This window comes from Nocardia sp. NPDC127526 (assembly GCF_042672265.1).
Lineage (GTDB): Bacteria > Actinomycetota > Actinomycetes > Mycobacteriales > Mycobacteriaceae > Nocardia.
Genome location: NZ_JBHXVO010000023.1, coordinates 73636 through 89451, shown reverse-complemented (window position 1 = coordinate 89451; position 15816 = coordinate 73636). Strand labels below are relative to the sequence as shown.

12 protein-coding genes are annotated in these 15816 nt (G+C 68.6%); 4 read left to right on the top strand and 8 right to left on the bottom strand.

The window, feature by feature from the left end:
• Window positions 1–79: 79 nt before the first annotated feature.
• Complete coding sequence (locus ACFVIV_RS29075; RefSeq protein ID WP_379201714.1) at window positions 80–688, top strand: YybH family protein; 609 nt, start codon at window positions 80–82, stop codon at window positions 686–688.
• On the opposite strand, the gene ACFVIV_RS29070 is transcribed toward ACFVIV_RS29075, so the two are convergent.
• Window positions 642–1148: a MarR family winged helix-turn-helix transcriptional regulator gene (locus ACFVIV_RS29070; protein ID WP_379201712.1), complete on the bottom strand. Its 507-nt coding sequence runs from the start codon at window positions 1146–1148 to the stop codon at window positions 642–644. The two genes, ACFVIV_RS29075 and ACFVIV_RS29070, sit on opposite strands and share 47 nt — an antisense overlap.
• A 67-nt stretch (window positions 1149–1215) precedes the next feature.
• On the opposite strand from ACFVIV_RS29070, the gene ACFVIV_RS29065 reads away from it, so the two are divergent.
• Window positions 1216–1896, top strand: coding sequence for a hypothetical protein (locus ACFVIV_RS29065; RefSeq protein WP_379201710.1), 681 nt, complete (start codon window positions 1216–1218; stop codon window positions 1894–1896).
• Between the two features lie 25 nt (window positions 1897–1921).
• On the top strand, window positions 1922–2734 hold the full coding sequence (locus ACFVIV_RS29060) for an SGNH/GDSL hydrolase family protein (RefSeq protein WP_379201709.1): 813 nt from the start codon (window positions 1922–1924) through the stop codon (window positions 2732–2734).
• Here the strand turns inward: ACFVIV_RS29060 and ACFVIV_RS29055 are convergent.
• From ACFVIV_RS29055 to ACFVIV_RS29040, 4 genes are all read right to left on the bottom strand, one after another.
• Window positions 2692–3921 (bottom strand): cytochrome P450, encoded by a 1230-nt coding sequence (locus ACFVIV_RS29055; protein WP_379201707.1) that lies wholly within the window; start codon window positions 3919–3921, stop codon window positions 2692–2694. The two genes, ACFVIV_RS29060 and ACFVIV_RS29055, sit on opposite strands and share 43 nt — an antisense overlap.
• Window positions 3918–4379 (bottom strand): SRPBCC family protein, encoded by a 462-nt coding sequence (locus tag ACFVIV_RS29050; RefSeq protein WP_379201705.1) that lies wholly within the window; start codon window positions 4377–4379, stop codon window positions 3918–3920. Before ACFVIV_RS29050 ends, ACFVIV_RS29055 begins: the two co-directional genes overlap by 4 nt.
• Window positions 4380–4410: 31 nt before the next feature.
• A complete protein-coding gene (locus ACFVIV_RS29045; RefSeq protein WP_379201703.1) occupies window positions 4411–4899 on the bottom strand; it encodes a peptidylprolyl isomerase in 489 nt (162 codons plus the stop codon).
• 115 nt (window positions 4900–5014) lie between these two features.
• Complete coding sequence (locus tag ACFVIV_RS29040) at window positions 5015–10480, bottom strand: carboxyl transferase domain-containing protein (protein WP_379201701.1); 5466 nt, start codon at window positions 10478–10480, stop codon at window positions 5015–5017.
• A 199-nt stretch (window positions 10481–10679) separates the two neighbouring features.
• On the opposite strand from ACFVIV_RS29040, the gene ACFVIV_RS29035 reads away from it, so the two are divergent.
• Window positions 10680–12773 (top strand): phosphocholine-specific phospholipase C, encoded by a 2094-nt coding sequence (locus tag ACFVIV_RS29035; RefSeq protein ID WP_379201700.1) that lies wholly within the window; start codon window positions 10680–10682, stop codon window positions 12771–12773.
• A 22-nt stretch (window positions 12774–12795) separates the two neighbouring features.
• Here ACFVIV_RS29035 and ACFVIV_RS29030 read toward each other — a convergent pair whose 3' ends face one another.
• The 3 genes from ACFVIV_RS29030 to ACFVIV_RS29020 form a co-directional block, all read right to left on the bottom strand.
• The gene (locus ACFVIV_RS29030; protein ID WP_379201698.1) at window positions 12796–13632 is read right to left on the bottom strand and encodes a hypothetical protein; all 837 of its coding nucleotides are present in this window, start codon (window positions 13630–13632) and stop codon (window positions 12796–12798) included.
• Window positions 13632–15212 (bottom strand): AAA family ATPase, encoded by a 1581-nt coding sequence (locus tag ACFVIV_RS29025; protein ID WP_379201696.1) that lies wholly within the window; start codon window positions 15210–15212, stop codon window positions 13632–13634. The genes ACFVIV_RS29030 and ACFVIV_RS29025 overlap by 1 nt, the downstream gene beginning before the upstream one ends.
• Before the next feature lie 105 nt (window positions 15213–15317).
• Window positions 15318–15755: a hypothetical protein gene (locus ACFVIV_RS29020; RefSeq protein ID WP_379201695.1), complete on the bottom strand. Its 438-nt coding sequence runs from the start codon at window positions 15753–15755 to the stop codon at window positions 15318–15320.
• Window positions 15756–15816: the final 61 nt, after the last annotated feature.

Here is a 15816-nt window from a genome sequence, read left to right as displayed (position 1 = left end):
CCGGGGCGGGCGGGCTCACATTCGGCGTAGCTGTGTCGTCGGACCTTCTGAAACCACGGGACCGTCGCCGGGATGCGGGGTGCGGTTCGAATTCTCGAACGGAGGCACGATGACCTCGAATGAGGGCCGGATCAGGGCGTTGCTGGAGAGCCGTACCGATGCGCAGCGGTCGAAGGATATCGATCGGCTGATGTCGTTCTATTCGCCCGGCATCGTCTATTACGATGCCGTGGCTCCGCTGCGGTTCAGGGGAGCCGAGGAGGTGCGGCGCAACTTCGTGCGGTGGTTCGACGGGTATGACGGGCCCATTGGGCTGGAGACGCACGATCTGACCATCGTCGCCGGTGATGATGTCGCCTTCGCCGACATGCTGCATCTGGACTCGGGGAAGCATCGGGGTGGGATCGAGCTGTCGATATGGGTGCGGGAGACCGTTTGCCTGCGGCGGGTGGACGGCGAGTGGGTGATTACGCACGAGCACATCTCGATTCCCATCAACCCGGCGAACTTTCAGGTCTGGATTGCGTCGGAGAAGGATTCGCCCGCGCGTGGTGGCGGGCAGGTCATATTCCAGCTGGTGTTGACCGACTTGATCGCTCGGTTCGGGCCGCGGGCGTTGTGGCGCAAGGTTTTCGGGGGGATTACGGCCCGGTCGGTGTGCGGTAGCCGGGGTGGACGCCCGGAGTGAGGTCGTGGGCGGTGGCGAGCCGGGTGAGGAGGCCGGCTAGTTGCTCGTATTCGGCGTCGGAAAGGGTTGCGGTCACGTCTGATTCGTGAGCCAGGGCGACGGCTGCCAGGCGGGCGAGGAGTTGGCCCGCTTCGGGGGTGAGGTGGAGTTCGTGGTTGCGGCGGTCGGCGGGGCTGCGGCGGCGTTCGATGAGGCCCTTGCGGTCGAGGGGGTCGATGAGGGCTACTACGCGGCTGGGGACCACGCCCAGTTGGGCGGCCAGGGAGCGCTGGCTGAGTCCGGGGGTGGCGGCTATCAGGCGGAGGATGCCGGCTTCGGGTGGGGTGAGGCCGATTTCGGAGATGCGGTCGGCGAAGCGCTGGGCGGCGTGGGCGCCCAGCTGGGCCAGTTGGAAGGCCACCGCGCGCATGGGGCGGTTCGGCTGGGACTGCTCTCGATCCTCTTGCTCCGGGTGGGACACGGCGTTATCGTACACAGCGGATAATCGTTCACTCTAGAGAACGATTCACTTCTGAGAACGGATTGCTATGGCCATTTCAGCCACATCCCGCGTCGATCGGCCCGCCATATCCCTCGAACCGCCGCTGGGGATCCTCGGGGCCGTTGCTGCCGGACTGTTTGTCGCAGGTCTGGTTATCAGTACTGTTCAGGCTGGTGGGAGCCCGTTTCCATCACCCTTCGGGGATGCCGGGGAGGCGCTGGAGTACTTCCGCGACCATGCCGCGGCGGTGCGCACCGGGGCGGTGCTGCAATTCGCCAGCGCGATTCCGCTGGCTCTGTATGTCGCGGGGGCCGCGGCTCGGGTGCGGCGGTTCGCCGCGGGATTCGCACCTGCGCTCGCGGCCGTCGGCGGGACGCTCGCCGTGGGCTTTCTGATCCTGTCCGGGGTGGTCAGCTGGGTGCTGACGGTGCCCGAGGTGGTGACCGAGCCGGCGGTGGTGCGCGCCCTGCACACCCTCGCATTCCTGTGCGGCGGACCAGGAAATGTCATGTCGACCGGCCTGCTGATCGCGGGTCTCGCGCTGGCGGCGTTGCCGCAGCGGCGGCTCGCGCCCTGGTTGCTCGGCGTGGGGTTGGTGATCGCCGTCGTCGCGATGTGCACGACTGCGGCGCTCACCGTCACCGCCGCCGCGTTTCTGCTGCCCGTTGCCCGATTCGGTGGCATGGCGTGGTTGATCGCCGTCGGATTCCTGCTTCCCCGTTCGTAATCCAGTCGCTCCAGGAGAGAACACCATGAATACCGAGATGACCATGAAGCTGGTTCGGTTCCAGCGGCCCGGACTGTCGCTGCCGTACCTGAACGGCCTCGACGATGCCCGGATAGCGGCCTTGTTCGGATTGGACGTCGGCGAATACCGGTCGCTATGTGAGGATTTCACCGTTCAGGCGCGAGCGGCGGCGGCGGATCTGCTGGCCGATCCGGAGGTCGCCGGTCAGGTCGACCGGCTGCCGTTCGGGCCCGGTGCGCATGTGGTCGCCATCGGGGAGAGCAGCACCGCGGATCGGTTGTCCTGGTTCGAGATTCTGCGCCATCTGCTCGAACTGCGGCGGCCGGGGGATGGAATCAAACTGACCAATCTCGCGGTGGCGGGGGCGACTACGACGCAGACATTGAAAGGCGTTGCCGCGCTGGGATTTCACCGTCCCGACTGGGTGTTGTGCCAGATCGGGGCCAATGATGCGCAGCGCCTCGGCGCGGACGGCCCGCGGGTGGTGAGCGCCGCGGAGACCACTCGCAATCTGGGACTGCTGCACGACGAGGGCGTGCGGCTCAGCGGCGCGCGGTGGGTCTGGATCACGCCCACCGATATGGACGAGGCGCTGATCGCCGCCTTCCCGCCGTTCCAGCGGGCGGGGATCAGCTGGCGCGCAAAGGATCACGAAGAGACGGCGCGGGCACTGTGGGATCGCGCCGAACCGGTCGTGGACGCGCTCGCCCCCACGCGACCCGGTGCGGGCCGGCGGCTGTACGAAACCGATGGCGTGCACCTCACACCGGCGGGTCAGGTCGCGGTCGCCCGCGCCGTCGTCGCCGCGCTGTCCTGAGTCAGCGTCACGGGCAGGGCTCGCAGCCCGTGCTCGCGGAATGATGGCCGCCAAGGGAGTTCGGCGCGGGGAACCGCGAGCGCGAGGGCGGGAAAGCGATGCAGGATGCTCCGGAGCGCAATGCGGGCTTCCAATCTCGCCAACGGGGCGCCCAGGCAGTAGTGGATGCCGTGGCCGAAGGCGAGATGGGGGTTGTCCGTCCTGGCCAGATCCAGGGCATCCGGATTCGGGAAGCGGTCCGGATCGCGATTGGCCGAGGCGACACCGAGCAATACGGTGTCACCCGCGGGGATTTCGACCCCGCCGATACTGATGTTCTCGGTCGGGAATCGGCGAATGCCGAATTGGCTGGGATGCGTGAACCGCAGCAGTTCCTCAATGGCCTCGTCGCTGATATCGGGCGAAGCCTGAAGTCTCGCAAGCTGATCGGGATTGTCCAGCAACGCCAGCACACCGTTGCCGATCAGATCCACCGAGTTCTGGTACCCGGCCCAGAAGATCAGGAAGGCAAGGGACACAAGCTCATCCTCGGTGAGCTTGTCATTGTCCTCATCCCGGACCGCGACCAGGTCGGAGAGGAAATCGTCGGACGGCGCGGCTCGCTTGTGCTCGATCAACTCCAGGAGGAACTCCTCCATTCGAGTAATGGCGAGCTTCGCCTCCTGCGGCCGCGCCGGATCGGGAGCCAGCAGCGATTCGGTCCACCCCCGGAACCGCCCCCGATCCTCCTCGGGAATGCCGAGCAGATCACCGATGACCGCCATCGGCAGCGGAATCGCGAAGTCGGCGATGACATCCGCCCGATCACACCCCGCCATCTCGTCGAGCAGCCGCTCCGCCTCATCCTGAATCCGCGGCCCGAGCCCGCCGATCCGCCCGCGCGTGAACGCATGCGACACCAACCGCCGCAGCCGCGTGTGATCCGGCGGATCGAGATTCAGCAGATTGGCATCCAGCGCGGGCGGCAGCGCGAACCCGCTGTAACCACCACGCGCCGACCGCTTGTCGATCGACAACCGCGAATCCGCGAGCGCCTCCCGCACATCACTCTCCCGGGTGACCAGCCACGCGGCAGCACCCCCGGGCAACTCCACCCGATGCACCGGCCCGGCCTCCCGCAGCCGCCGATGCACGGCATGCGGATCGGCCAGATAGGCGGCATCGAACGGAGCGCTGGAACGAATCATCGGGGTTCTTCGACGACTTTCTTGATGCGGTGCAGGGTTTCGAGCATGTTCTCGCGGTTGGTTTTGCCGCGGGTCCAGCCCGCCAGGAACCAGTAGACGCGCAGGGGGAGGGTGCGGGACAGTTCGAAGGATTCGGTTACGGCGGTGCCGGATTCGGTGGGGGTGAGCTGGTAGCGCCAGGTGTTGATGGGGGTGTCGCCGGGGCCGATTACGGTGAAGGCGAATTCGCGGCCGGGGTCGCAGGCGATGATCTTGCAGACGGTGGAGTATTTGAGGCCCCAGCCGTTGCGGTTCACGCGGCCGCGGAATTTGACGCCGACGGCCGGGGCGGTGGCGCCGCCCAGCCATTCGGCGCCGTAGGTTTCCGGGCTGAAGCGGCCGACGTCGGTGACGTCGCTGATCAGGTCCCAGATCGGCGCGGCGGGCGCGGCCATCTGGACGGTGACTGAATCTTGCACGGTGCGAGCCTAACTCGCGGCCGGGCCGGCGTCAGTGCTCGTGATCGTCGTCGTCGCCGTGCGGGTGGCCGTGGGCGAGTTCGTCGGCGGTGGCGTCGCGGACGTCGACGACGGTGACCCGGAAGTGCAGGCGCTCCCCGGCCAGCGGGTGGTTGCCGTCGATGGTGACGTCGTCGCCGTCCACCTCGACGACGGTGACGATCTGGCCTTCGCCGTCCGGGGTCTCGGCCTCGAACTCCATGCCCACTTCGAGCTCGTCCATGCCTTCGAACATGTCGCGGTTCACGACGCTGACCAGTTCGGCCACGTATTCGCCGTACCCGTCCTCCGGCTCGACCACGACGTCGACCTCGTCGCCGGTGGTCTTCCCGTCGAGCGCCCGCTCCAGGCCGGGGACGATATTGTCCGCGCCGTGCAGGTACAGCAGCGGCGCTTCGCCCGCCGAGGTGTCCAGCACGTCGCCGGCATCGTCGGTCAGGGTGTAGTCGATGGATACGACCTTGTCGGTACCGATCAGCATGGCGCGGCCTTTCGCCGGGGAATTGCGGACGAGCAAATGTATCCGACGCCCGCCCCGGTGAGCAGAAGCCCCACCCGGCAATGGGCCGGGTGGGGCTTCGAGTGTCTACCGGCCGTCAGCCCAGGCGGGCCTCGATGGCCTCGATGATGCGCGGGCGCAGTTCGGCGGCGCGGATGATGGCGTCGACCGAGCCGACCTGGACGGCGCGCTGGATATTGTGCACGCCATCGAATTCCGCGGCGACCTCGCCGAGCTTCTCGGCCCGGACGGAGGAGCGCAGATCGTCGAGTTCGGCGGCCAGGGTGGCGCGGTCGGTGCCGGTGGCATTGGCCGCGCTGGCCTGATGGTCGCGGACTCGCTGATCGGCGGCGGTGCGGGCGTTCACCTCATTGGAGAAGACCACCGCGGCGGCGGGCGCGCCGCCGAGAACGGAGGCGAAGGAGCCCTCCAATGCGAGGACGGTCATATTCGGGTTGAGCGCCTTCGAGAAGACCACGAACGCGCCGCCGTGGTAGCGCGAGATCACGCAGAACACGATGGGGCCCTGGAAATTCACGATGGCCCGGCCGATTTCGGCGCCGTACTCGAGCTGCAGCTTGCGCATCGACTCCGGAGAGCCGTCGAAGCCGGACAGGTTGGCCAGCACGACGAGCGGGCGATTGCCGCTGGCCGCATTGATGGCGCGAGCCGCCTTCTTCGACGAGCGCGGGAACAGGGTGCCGGCGGTGTAGGTGTCGGGACCGTCGGTGGGCGGCAGGCCGCGGCGCGGCACGCTCAGCGACTCGATACCCAACAGGCACACCGGGATACCGCCGAGGCGGGCGTCCTGCACGACCGCGGTCTCGGCGTCGGCCATGCCCGCCCAGCGTTCCAGCACCGGGTGGTCCTGGTCGGCCAGCGCCCGCATGACGGTGCGAATGTCGAAGGGCTTCTTGCGATCCGGGTTGGCGGTCGCGGAGAAGATCTCCCCGACGGTGCTGAAATCGCTGCCCGCCACCACATGCGGGAAGTCGGAGACGTCGCGATCGGTGGGATCGCTGGTCGGCGACCGCCGCGGCGACTGCTCGCCGGGCGCCACATAGGTGTGGTCGTAGTGCGACATGAGCACATCGCGGGCGGCGTGCAGGTTCGGCGCCCAGTACTGCGCCTGGCCATTGGGGCCCATGACGCGGTCGTAGCCGCCGATGCCGAAGTTGTCCTCGGCCGACACGCCACCGGAGAAGTCCAGGGACTGCTTACCGGTGAGCACCATGGCCGAATCCGGGGTCATGACCAGAATGCCCTTGGTGTGCATGAGCATGGTGGCCTCGGCGTTCCAGTACGGCTGCGCGCCGACATTGATGCCCGCCACGACGATATTGATCTCGCCGCCGTCCTGGGTGAATTCGACGATCCGCTTGAGCGCGGCCGCCACCCAGTCCATGTTCTCGGTGCCCGACTCCATGGAGATGCGGGCGCCGGAGGACAGCGCGTACCACTCCAGCGGCACCTGCATCCGCTCGGCCAGATCCAGCGCGGCGATCACCCGCCGGCACTCCGGCTCCGACAGCGCGCCAAGGGATTTGGTCGGATCGCCGAGCAGCACCACGCGGGTGACGCCCTCGGGATGCAGCTCGGTCGGCGTGCTGACGACACCCGCGACCAGCGCCGCGGTATTGCGTCCCTTGGGCCGGTCGACCGGAACCAGCGCGTGCGCGGAATCGAGGTCGTACTCGGCGAATTCACCCAGCATCGACGTCAATTCGTACGGGTACACCGTGTTTCGGCTGCTGGCCCGCAGCACCTTCTGCCGGTACGCGTCGATCGGCTCGACCGGTTCGTCGGTCCGCTCGCTGATGGTCACATCGGCGCCGCCGGTGGCGTCGAAGGAGATGCGCACGGCGACCTTGGTCAGCTCCCCGGTCTCCGGATCCCGCTGGCGCGCGATGAGCAGGATCTCCTCCAGCCCGGCGCCGGAGGTCATGGGCAGCACGTGCCCGCCGAGCACCGTCTCCAGTTCGGCGCGGGTGACATCGACCGGCGGCCAGATGTACATGACGATGCGGTTGGTGTTGAACCGCTTGTTCGACGGCCGCTGCGACTGCGCCCGGCGAATCGAGTCCAGGCAGGTGGCGATGGTGCTCTCCGCCGTCGGCAGGGCGAGCAGCCGGCCGTCGTGCTCGCGCAGCGCGGCCAGGTCGCGCACCTGCGCGAAGGCGATGAGCCGCTCGTCGGCCGGGTTCTCCTTGGCGATCGCCCGGAACAGGTACACCTCTTCGTCGTCCGAGGACGGCAGGCGGGTGAGGTCGAACTTGTGCAGCGACTTCATCTGCATCCGCTGTGCGATGTAGGGGTGCAGTCCGCGGATCAGCCGCTCCTCGGTCATGCCGGTGGCGGAGGGGCGGAAGGTGAAGTGGTGGTGCATGACCGCGCCGCCGCTGCCCGCGACGGTCGCGGTGATGCGATGCACCTGGTGCGGCAGCGGGTGCGCGTTGAGCACCTCCTGCAGCGCCGCCGCCATGGCCTCGAAGTCCTCGGGCTGCTTCTCCCAGGCCAGGTAGACATCGGCCTCGATGGACGCGCCGCTGCTCGCCAGCTCGCCGAGCCCGCGCAGGGCGGTGCCGAGCGCGTCGAAGCTCACCGCGGCCGAGACCAGGCTCAGGCCCCGGCGCTCGGCGATGACGAACGTGCAGCCGCCGGCCTCCTGGGTGCGCACGCTGGTGAGGCCCTTGTTGCCGTAGTAGCGGCGGGTCAGCACCTCGAGCATGACGGTGTTGTCCTCGCTGCCGCGCACCAGCCGCTGCCCGAGCAGCCGCACCAGCGGTTCGGTGCTGCGCACCATATCCGCGATCCGCTCGGCGCGATCGGGCGTGCCCGGATGCGCGTCCAGATGGCTCAGGTGCTTGCGCACATTGGTGTACACGCGGGCGCGATTGCGTTGCAGCAGTGGGTAGCCGAACCAGGCGTAGACCACGCCGCGGGTGAGGTCGGCGACCACGGGGAAGCGCACCTGCGTCGCCGCCACGAGCCGCTCCAGCGCCAGCCCGACGGGTTCGCGCAGCGCGCGGTCCGGCACCGGCTCCTGCAGCCATTCGCGCAGCAGCGCGGTGATGACCGCGACCGTGTCGGAGGGGCGCTGCTGGGCCAGGAAGATCCGGAAGACCGCGGCCTCCAGATCGGGCGTGCGCTCCAGCTCGGTGACGCCGTAGTGGCCGAGCGCCTTGGCCAGCTTGGCCTGGTAGGACTCCGGCAGCCCGGCTCGCTCCACATCGAGGCTCTGCAGGTAGGTGTGGAAGAACTCGCGGGCGCTGTGCACATGGCCGGGCGAGCTGTCGTCGTCCCAGGAGCGATTGTGGCTCAGCTCTTTGAGATCGGCGAAGACCTGCACGAGTTCGAGTTCCTCGGCGAGCGGCCGGCGATTGTCGGCGACGGCCTCCCGGCGGGCGGCGAGATAGTCCTCGACCACCCGGCCCTCGTCGTGCGGGTCGACGTCGAAGCCGAGCAGCAGGCTGCGCAGATCCTCGAGGCCGCGGGTGATGCGCTCCTCGGGCTGCTCCTCCGTGGTCCGGCCGGGCAGATCCAGATCGGCGGATTCGGTTGCGGCCGTGTCGGCCTCGTCGCCGTCCTCGACCAGCGGCTCCAGCCGCAGCAGCGGCGCGCCGGTCTCCACCTGGGTGCCGACCGAGACGGCGCATTCCTTGAGCCGCGCCCGGAACGGCGCGCGCAGCACGGTTTCCATCTTCATGGACTCCAGCACCAGCACGGGCGCGCCCGCCTCGACCTCGGCGCCGACCTCCAGCGGGGTGGCCACCACCAGCGCGGGCGCGGGCGAGCGCACCACGCCGCCCTCGTCGCGGCTGATGCGGTGCGTGACGCCGTCGAGCTCGACCAGGTGGATCGGCCCGTGTGTGCCGGTGATCAGGCGATGCCGGGAGCCATTGACGATGATCTGCCCGGTGTGCTGGTCGAAACGCTCCAGATCGACGTCGGCGGTGCGGGTTTCGCCGCCCGCCTCGATGCCGATGCGGAACCGGTGGGCGCCGATGCGGGCCACCCGCACCCGGTAGCTCACGCCGCGCAGTTTCAGATCCCGCGGCCGTCCGCTCTCGTGCTGCACCTGCGGCCGCCCGCCGGAGGCGGTGGACAGCAGCCGGTGCCGCTCGACCCGCTCGTCCTCCTCGTAGGCGTCGATGGCCGCGGCGGCCAGCGCGATGGCGGAGTGGCGGTCGGAGACCAGGCGGCCCTCGGCGCGCACCCGGTCGATCCAGCCGGTGTCGGCGCTGGCGTCGATGACCTCGGGCTGATTGAGCAGATCGAGCACGAAGCTCTTGTTGGTGGCGCCGCCCTCGATGACGACCCGGGTCTGCGCCATGGCCCGGCGCAGTCGGCCCAGCGCCTGATCGCGGTCGCGACCGTAGGCGATGATCTTGGCGATCATGGAGTCGAAGTCGGCGGGAATGGTGTCGCCCTCGCTGACACCGGTGTCCACCCGAATGCCCGGACCGGCCGGCAGGCTCAGCCGCGCGATGCGGCCCGGCGCGGGCGCGAAGTCGCGATCGGGATCCTCGGCATTGAGCCGGGCCTCGATGGCGTGGCCGCGCTCGGCGGGCTGCTCACCCTCGAGCTTCTGGCCGGAGGCGACCTGCAGCTGCGCCCGGACCAGGTCGAAACCGGTGGTGATCTCGGTGATCGGATGTTCCACCTGCAGGCGGGTGTTCACCTCGAGGAAGGCGAACAGCTCATCGCCCGGGTGGTACAGGAATTCGACGGTCGCCGCGCCGCAGTAGCCGACCGCGATGGCCAGCCGCTCGGCCGAGGCCTTCAGCTCGGCCGCCTGCTCGGGCCGCAGCACCGGCGAGGCCGACTCCTCGATGACCTTCTGATTGCGCCGCTGCACCGAGCAGTCGCGCACGCCCAGCGCCCACGCGGTGCCCTGACCGTCGGCGATCACCTGGACCTCGACGTGCCGGGCCCCGGTGACCAGGCGCTCCAGGAACACCACGCCGCTGCCGAAGGCGCGCGCGGCCTCCTGGCGGGTGCGCTCGTAGGCGTCGACCAGCTCGGCCTCATTGGTGATCATGCGAATGCCGCGCCCGCCGCCGCCGGCGGTGGCCTTGAGCATGAGCGGGTAGCCGATCTCGGCGGCGGCCGCCACCGCGTCCTCCACGGTCTCGACCCCGCCGCGGCTCCACGGCGCGACGGGCACGCCGACTTCCTCGGCGATCAGCTTGGCGCCGATCTTGTCGCCGAGCTTGCGCATGGCTTCCGGGCTGGGCCCGATGAAGGTGACGCCGATCTGCTCGCACAGCTCGGCGAAGGCCGGGTCCTCGGCGACGAAGCCCCAGCCGACCCAGGCGGCATCGGCCTTGGTCTTGCGCAGGGCGCGCTCGAGCACCTTGAGATCCAGGTACGGGCGGGCGGAGGCGGGGCCGAGGTCGTAGGCGATATCGGCCTCGCGCACGAAGGTCGCGTTGCGGTCGACATCGGTGTGCAGCGCGACGGTTTCGATCGGTTGCCCGGTCTCCGCGGCCAGATCTCGGACGGCATGGATGAGCCGCATGGCGGCCTCTCCTCGGTTCACGATGGCGATGCGGCTGAACACTCGCCGGCTCCTTCCATTCCGCGGCAATGGCCCGGTCGGGCGATGGTTGCGACTACCGGTCTCGCGTAGTGTGCCTTGCTATTGCCCGCAGGTACACAGCGCGCGGAGGTTACTCGCACGTATTCCGGGCAATTTATTGATTGACGCCGGGGCGGCGGGTGTTATCCGCTCGGCGCGATGGTCTTGATCTACTGATGGCATGGCCGGATTCTCGCGTCGGAAAGTACTCGGGACCGCCGCCGCGGTTTCCGCCGGGGTGGCCGCGGTCACTGTGCTGCCGCTCGCACTGCACCGCGCCATGCGGGAACCGATGCGGTCCGGGGGACTGGACGCGATCGAACACGTCATCCTGCTCATGCAGGAGAACCGGTCCTTCGACCACTATTTCGGAACGCTGCGCGGCGTGCGCGGATTCGGGGACGAATCGCCCCTGCGGTTGCGCGGCGGCGGCTCGGTCTTCCGGCAGCCGGTGTCCGGACCGGGCGGCGACACCGTGGCGCCGTTCTCGGCCCGGGAGGCGGCGCGGCGGGCGGGGCGGCCGGACGGCGATATCCAATACCTGGACAGCCTCGACCACGAGTGGCGGGGCAGCACGGCGGCGTGGGCGCAGGGCTGGTGGGACGGCTGGATCCCGGCCAAGACGGCGGCGACCATGGCCTATTACGAGCGGGGTGATCTGCCGTTGCAGTACGAGCTGGCCGACACCTTCACCGTCTGCGACGCCTACCACTGCTCGATGCACGGCGGCACCAATCCGAATCGGAATTACTTCTTCACCGGCACAACCGGATTCGAGCCGGGCGGGATCGCGCGGGCGATCGACAACGCCGCCTACGACCGCGACCACCCCGGCTACGACTGGACGACGTATCCGGAACGGCTGGAGGCCGCGGGTGTTTCGTGGCAGATCTACCAGGAGTGGGACAACTTCACCGACAACCCGGTCGAATACTTCGCGCCCTTCAAGCGGATCGGCGACAAGCTGCTGGCCGAGGTCGACGGCAGGTACCGCACCACCGAGAAGTTCTACGAAGCGCTGCCGGGGAAATGGGGGTGGAAGCAGCGCCGGCTGCTCGCACAGCTGGAGGCGGCCAGGCAGAAGCTGAGCCCGCAGGAGCGGAGCCTGTTCGACCGGGGCATGTATCGCAGCGAGCCGGACACCCTGCTGCGCCGCGTCGCCGCCGATATCGAGGCCGGCACGCTGCCGAAGGTCAGCTGGCTGGTACCCCCTGCCAAGTACAGCGAGCATCCGTCGGAATCGACCCCCTCCGGCAGCGCGGACTTCATCTACCGGCTGCTCGACCTCGTCGCCTCCGATCTCGAACTCTGGTCGAAGACCGCGATATTCATCAATTTCGACGAACACGACGGCTATTTCGACCATGTCCCGTCCCCGGTGCCGCCCCGGCCGACCGGCGGCTCCGGCGACGACTGGTTCGACGGCAAGGCGATCGGCCTCGGCCCCCGAGTGCCCATGATCGTCGTATCCCCGTGGACCATTGGCGGATACGTCGACTCCGAGGTCTTCGACCACACCTCGGTCCTGCGTTTCCTGGAACGCTGGACCGGAGTCCGCGAACCGAATATCAGCGCCTGGCGCCGCACCGTCTGCGGCGACCTGACCTCCGCCTTCGACTTCACCACCGCCGCCGATCCGCCGAAACTGGCGCCGCCCGAACCGGTTCCGCCGCGCGTCCGCCGCTGGCGCCCGGCCCCGCCGCCCACCCCCGCACCCGCTGAGCAGGAACCGGGTCACCGCCCCGCCCGCCCGCTCCCGTATCAACCCGCGGTCTCCAGCGCGCTATCCGGTTCGGCCCTCACTGTCCGGCTGTCCAATACCGGGAAATCATCGGCGCATTTCGCGATCTACCCGTTCGCCGGAGAGGCGGAATATCCGGAACACCGCGATGTCCTGGGCATCGTGGATGAGCGGTTCACCGTCAATGGCGAATACGACCTCGTGGTCCAGGGCCCGAACCGATTCTGGTGCGAACTGCGCGGGAACACCGATGGTGCCGCATCCGGCGTCGTAATCGGTTCCGAGATCGGGGATTCGCGCGACCACCTGACAATTTCGCTGACCAATCGCGGTGCCCGCGCGGTGACTTCGATCCTCGTCTCGCGGCGCTATTTCGGCGCCCGCCGCACCATCGAAATCGCCTCCGGCGGATCGCACCGCATCCAATGGCCCACGGAGCGTGGGTGGTACGACGTCGAGATCACCGCGCCCGATGACGCGCACTTCTACCGGCGCATGACCGGGCGGATCGAGAAGAGCAATCCGCAGGAATGATCACCCGCCCGCTTCGTTCCGGTCAGGTACTGCGGAAACCGCCGTCGCAATACCAGTCGGAAGACAGCAGGGCCTGGAAAAGGGCTGCCTGCCAGGTGTTCTGATGTAGCCGACGGCGGCCGTCACGGTAGTCGGCGAGGACTTCACGCACGCCGTCGGGGCCGTCGCGGTAATGGGCGCCGGCGCTGACGTAGGCGAGGGCGCGGATCTCCGATCCCGCCTGGGCGGTGTACAGATTCGCCAGGCCCAGCGATTTGAAGTGGAACTTCACGCGGGCGGCGAGGTCCGGATTCCAGTGGGTGGGGGAGGAGACGCCGAATACGGCTGCGGCGGGGGCGGATTCGATGATGTCGGCGACGAGCCAGATGTCGTCGTCTACGTCGTCGAAGTAGGGGTGGAGGTAGACCTCGCCCGGATTGCTCGGAATGGCTTCGCTTTTGGTGTGATTGCAGTCCGCGCAGCAGGGGACCAGGTTGGCGGGCGCGACTGCGAGCAGCGGGAAGTGCTTCTTGGGCAGGGCGTGATCGAGGCTGGCCACCGGGCGGTGACCGCAGAGCGGGCAGATCTGATCGGGAGCCGATTGCCGGATCTGGGTGTACACGGGCCGGCCGGGGGAGCTGCGGCGGACCATGCGGTTGTTGTAGGTGTTCTGGAGTTCCTTGTCGGTCATGTGGGCGGAGGTGAACTCCGCGGGGCGCAGGGTGTGCAATTGCCCTGCGGTGGCGGCGGATTCATAGCGCTGTGCGGCCGCGGCCACCTCCGGGGCCGCGCGCAGCAGGCGCACGTGGTCCCGGCCGCGGCCGATGCAGCGGCGGAAGACCGCCTCGGCCTCGTGCGGCGGCGGGGTGACGCTCCACATCAGGCGAGCTCGCGATCTCGCGTCGCCACCAGGCCGCGCAGAATGCTGCGGGCCTCGCCGCCGAGATGCCCGCGGAAGTTCGCCAGAATGTCGTCGTAGCTGCCGCCCTCGGCCACGGCATCCAGCAGCAGCTGGTGAAATCCGGACTTGGTCACCTCGAGGCCGAAGACATCCTGAGTGAGGACGCTGACATTCTCGCCGAAGGTCTCGACGCGGGGCCGGACGAAGGAGGTGGCACCACCGGACTTGTGCAGGATCCACGCGCACTCGTGCGGAACCTCCTGCAGCACAACGGGGGAGTGCGTGGCCACCAGCGCCACCCCATTGCGGTCCACGAGCAGGTCCGACAGGGCGCGGACGAAGGCGCTCAGCAGCGGCGGATGCAGATGCGCCTCGGGTTCGTCGATCAGCACCAGGGAGCGTTCGTCGACCTGCTCCACCAGTCGCGTCATGATCAGCAGCACGATCTTGTGGCCGGAACTGAGCGAGCGGAACATGTCCCGGGCGCGGGCCCGCTGCTTGTGCTCGTCCTCGCTGTCCTCGTCGTCGGCCAGGCTCGCCACCTCGTAATCGGCGAACACCGGATCGGCCTGCAGCTGACTCAGCGCCCGCCGCCACCGCGGCAATCGTTCGCCCCGTAGGCAATTCAGCACGCTGGAGCTGAACTCGCGACTCAGCATGAGCGGGGACTTGGTGGACACCCGCGATTTCGGCCCGGTGGGATCGGCCCGCTCCGGCGAGGCCTTCAACCCGATGTAGACGTAGTTCTCGCCGCGGCGCGGCGTCACCGGATCCACCGAGTCGAAGGCGCTGAACGATACCGACACCACCTTCGAGAATCCGGTCGTATCGCCGGCGTCCTCGCTCACGAACTCGAACTCGCCCAGGCCGTCCCCGTGCGACCGCTGCCCGACCAGGGCGCGGGTCATCCTGTCGAGCAGCCTCGTCTTGCCGACCCCATTGCGGCCGATGAGTACCTGAATATTGGTGGGCGGCTTGGAATCCGGCACCACCAGGAATCCGATGCCGTCCTCCCGCGCACCCGAGTCCTCGGGGAAGAAGGTGAACCGGTAGCGGGTCAGGCGCGCGCCGCCGTGCGCCATTCGCCGGAACTGCCCCTCGACGGTCGCACGGCTGATGAACCGCAGCAGCGATTTCTCGGTCACCCGCTCGCCGAGCGCCGGTGCGAGCAACTCGTCGTCGTAGGCGAGATCGTTCAAAGCGCCCAGGATGGTCTCGCGCAGACCGGCCCCCAGCCGGTTCAGGGCGTCGTAGTAGTCCGCGTCCTGGCCGAGGGAGAAGAACCGGTCCCGCGCGAGCGAGTGAAATCGACTGGGCAACTCCGGGTTCCGGAAGCCCGACTCGTCGTCTCGTGCGGCATTGCGCCCGGCGCCCTTGCCCATGCCGAACTGGCCGATCTTGACCGAGCCGATGGGATGCTCCAGCAGCCCGTCGTCGACATACACCAGCGAGAAGGTGGTCTCGAACCGGAACCAATCGTCCCAGTCGTTCGGATGCAGATAGCCGGTCCGTGGCCGCCGATCTCCCGGATCGTCCGCTCCGACAACGACGAATTCCATGTCGTCCACCCGCTCACCCGCCGCGCACGCCCCCGTTCAGCCGTGGGCGTTCCACCGCTGAAATCGTACCGAGCCCAGGCCGGATGCGCGGGTGAGCGGATCAGGTCAGGCGACGATGTACACGCCTTTGGGACCCGTGGTCGCGATGACCGTCGATCCCTGTTTGAGGTTGACCGTGAGGGTGCCGCCGGAACTGTTCGGCAGGGCGCGGCCGGGGGCGACGAGATTGCCGGACCACTGGTGGGCCGCGCCATCGCAGTCGACCAGGACCGCGCCGTCGAGGACGACGGCGATCGGGCCGCCGATGCCGCCCTCGAACATCTGCTCGAGCGAGCCGTCGACGATATCGATGCCGGCGGTGCCGCCGCCGGTGCAGGTGGCCGTGCCGCTGACGCCCAGGGTGGTGACCCGATAGGGCATGGTGCGGTCGACGGAGACGGAGGCGGATTCCTGTGCGCCCGCCGGTGCGGCGAGGACCGCCGCGGCGGCCGCCGCGACGGCGGCCAGAACCGGGATTCGGAAACGAAGTCGGGTGATGATCATTGCGAGCCTCGAGACGGTGGATGATCGCAAATGGTTGGTTCCCACATCATTCCAGCACCGC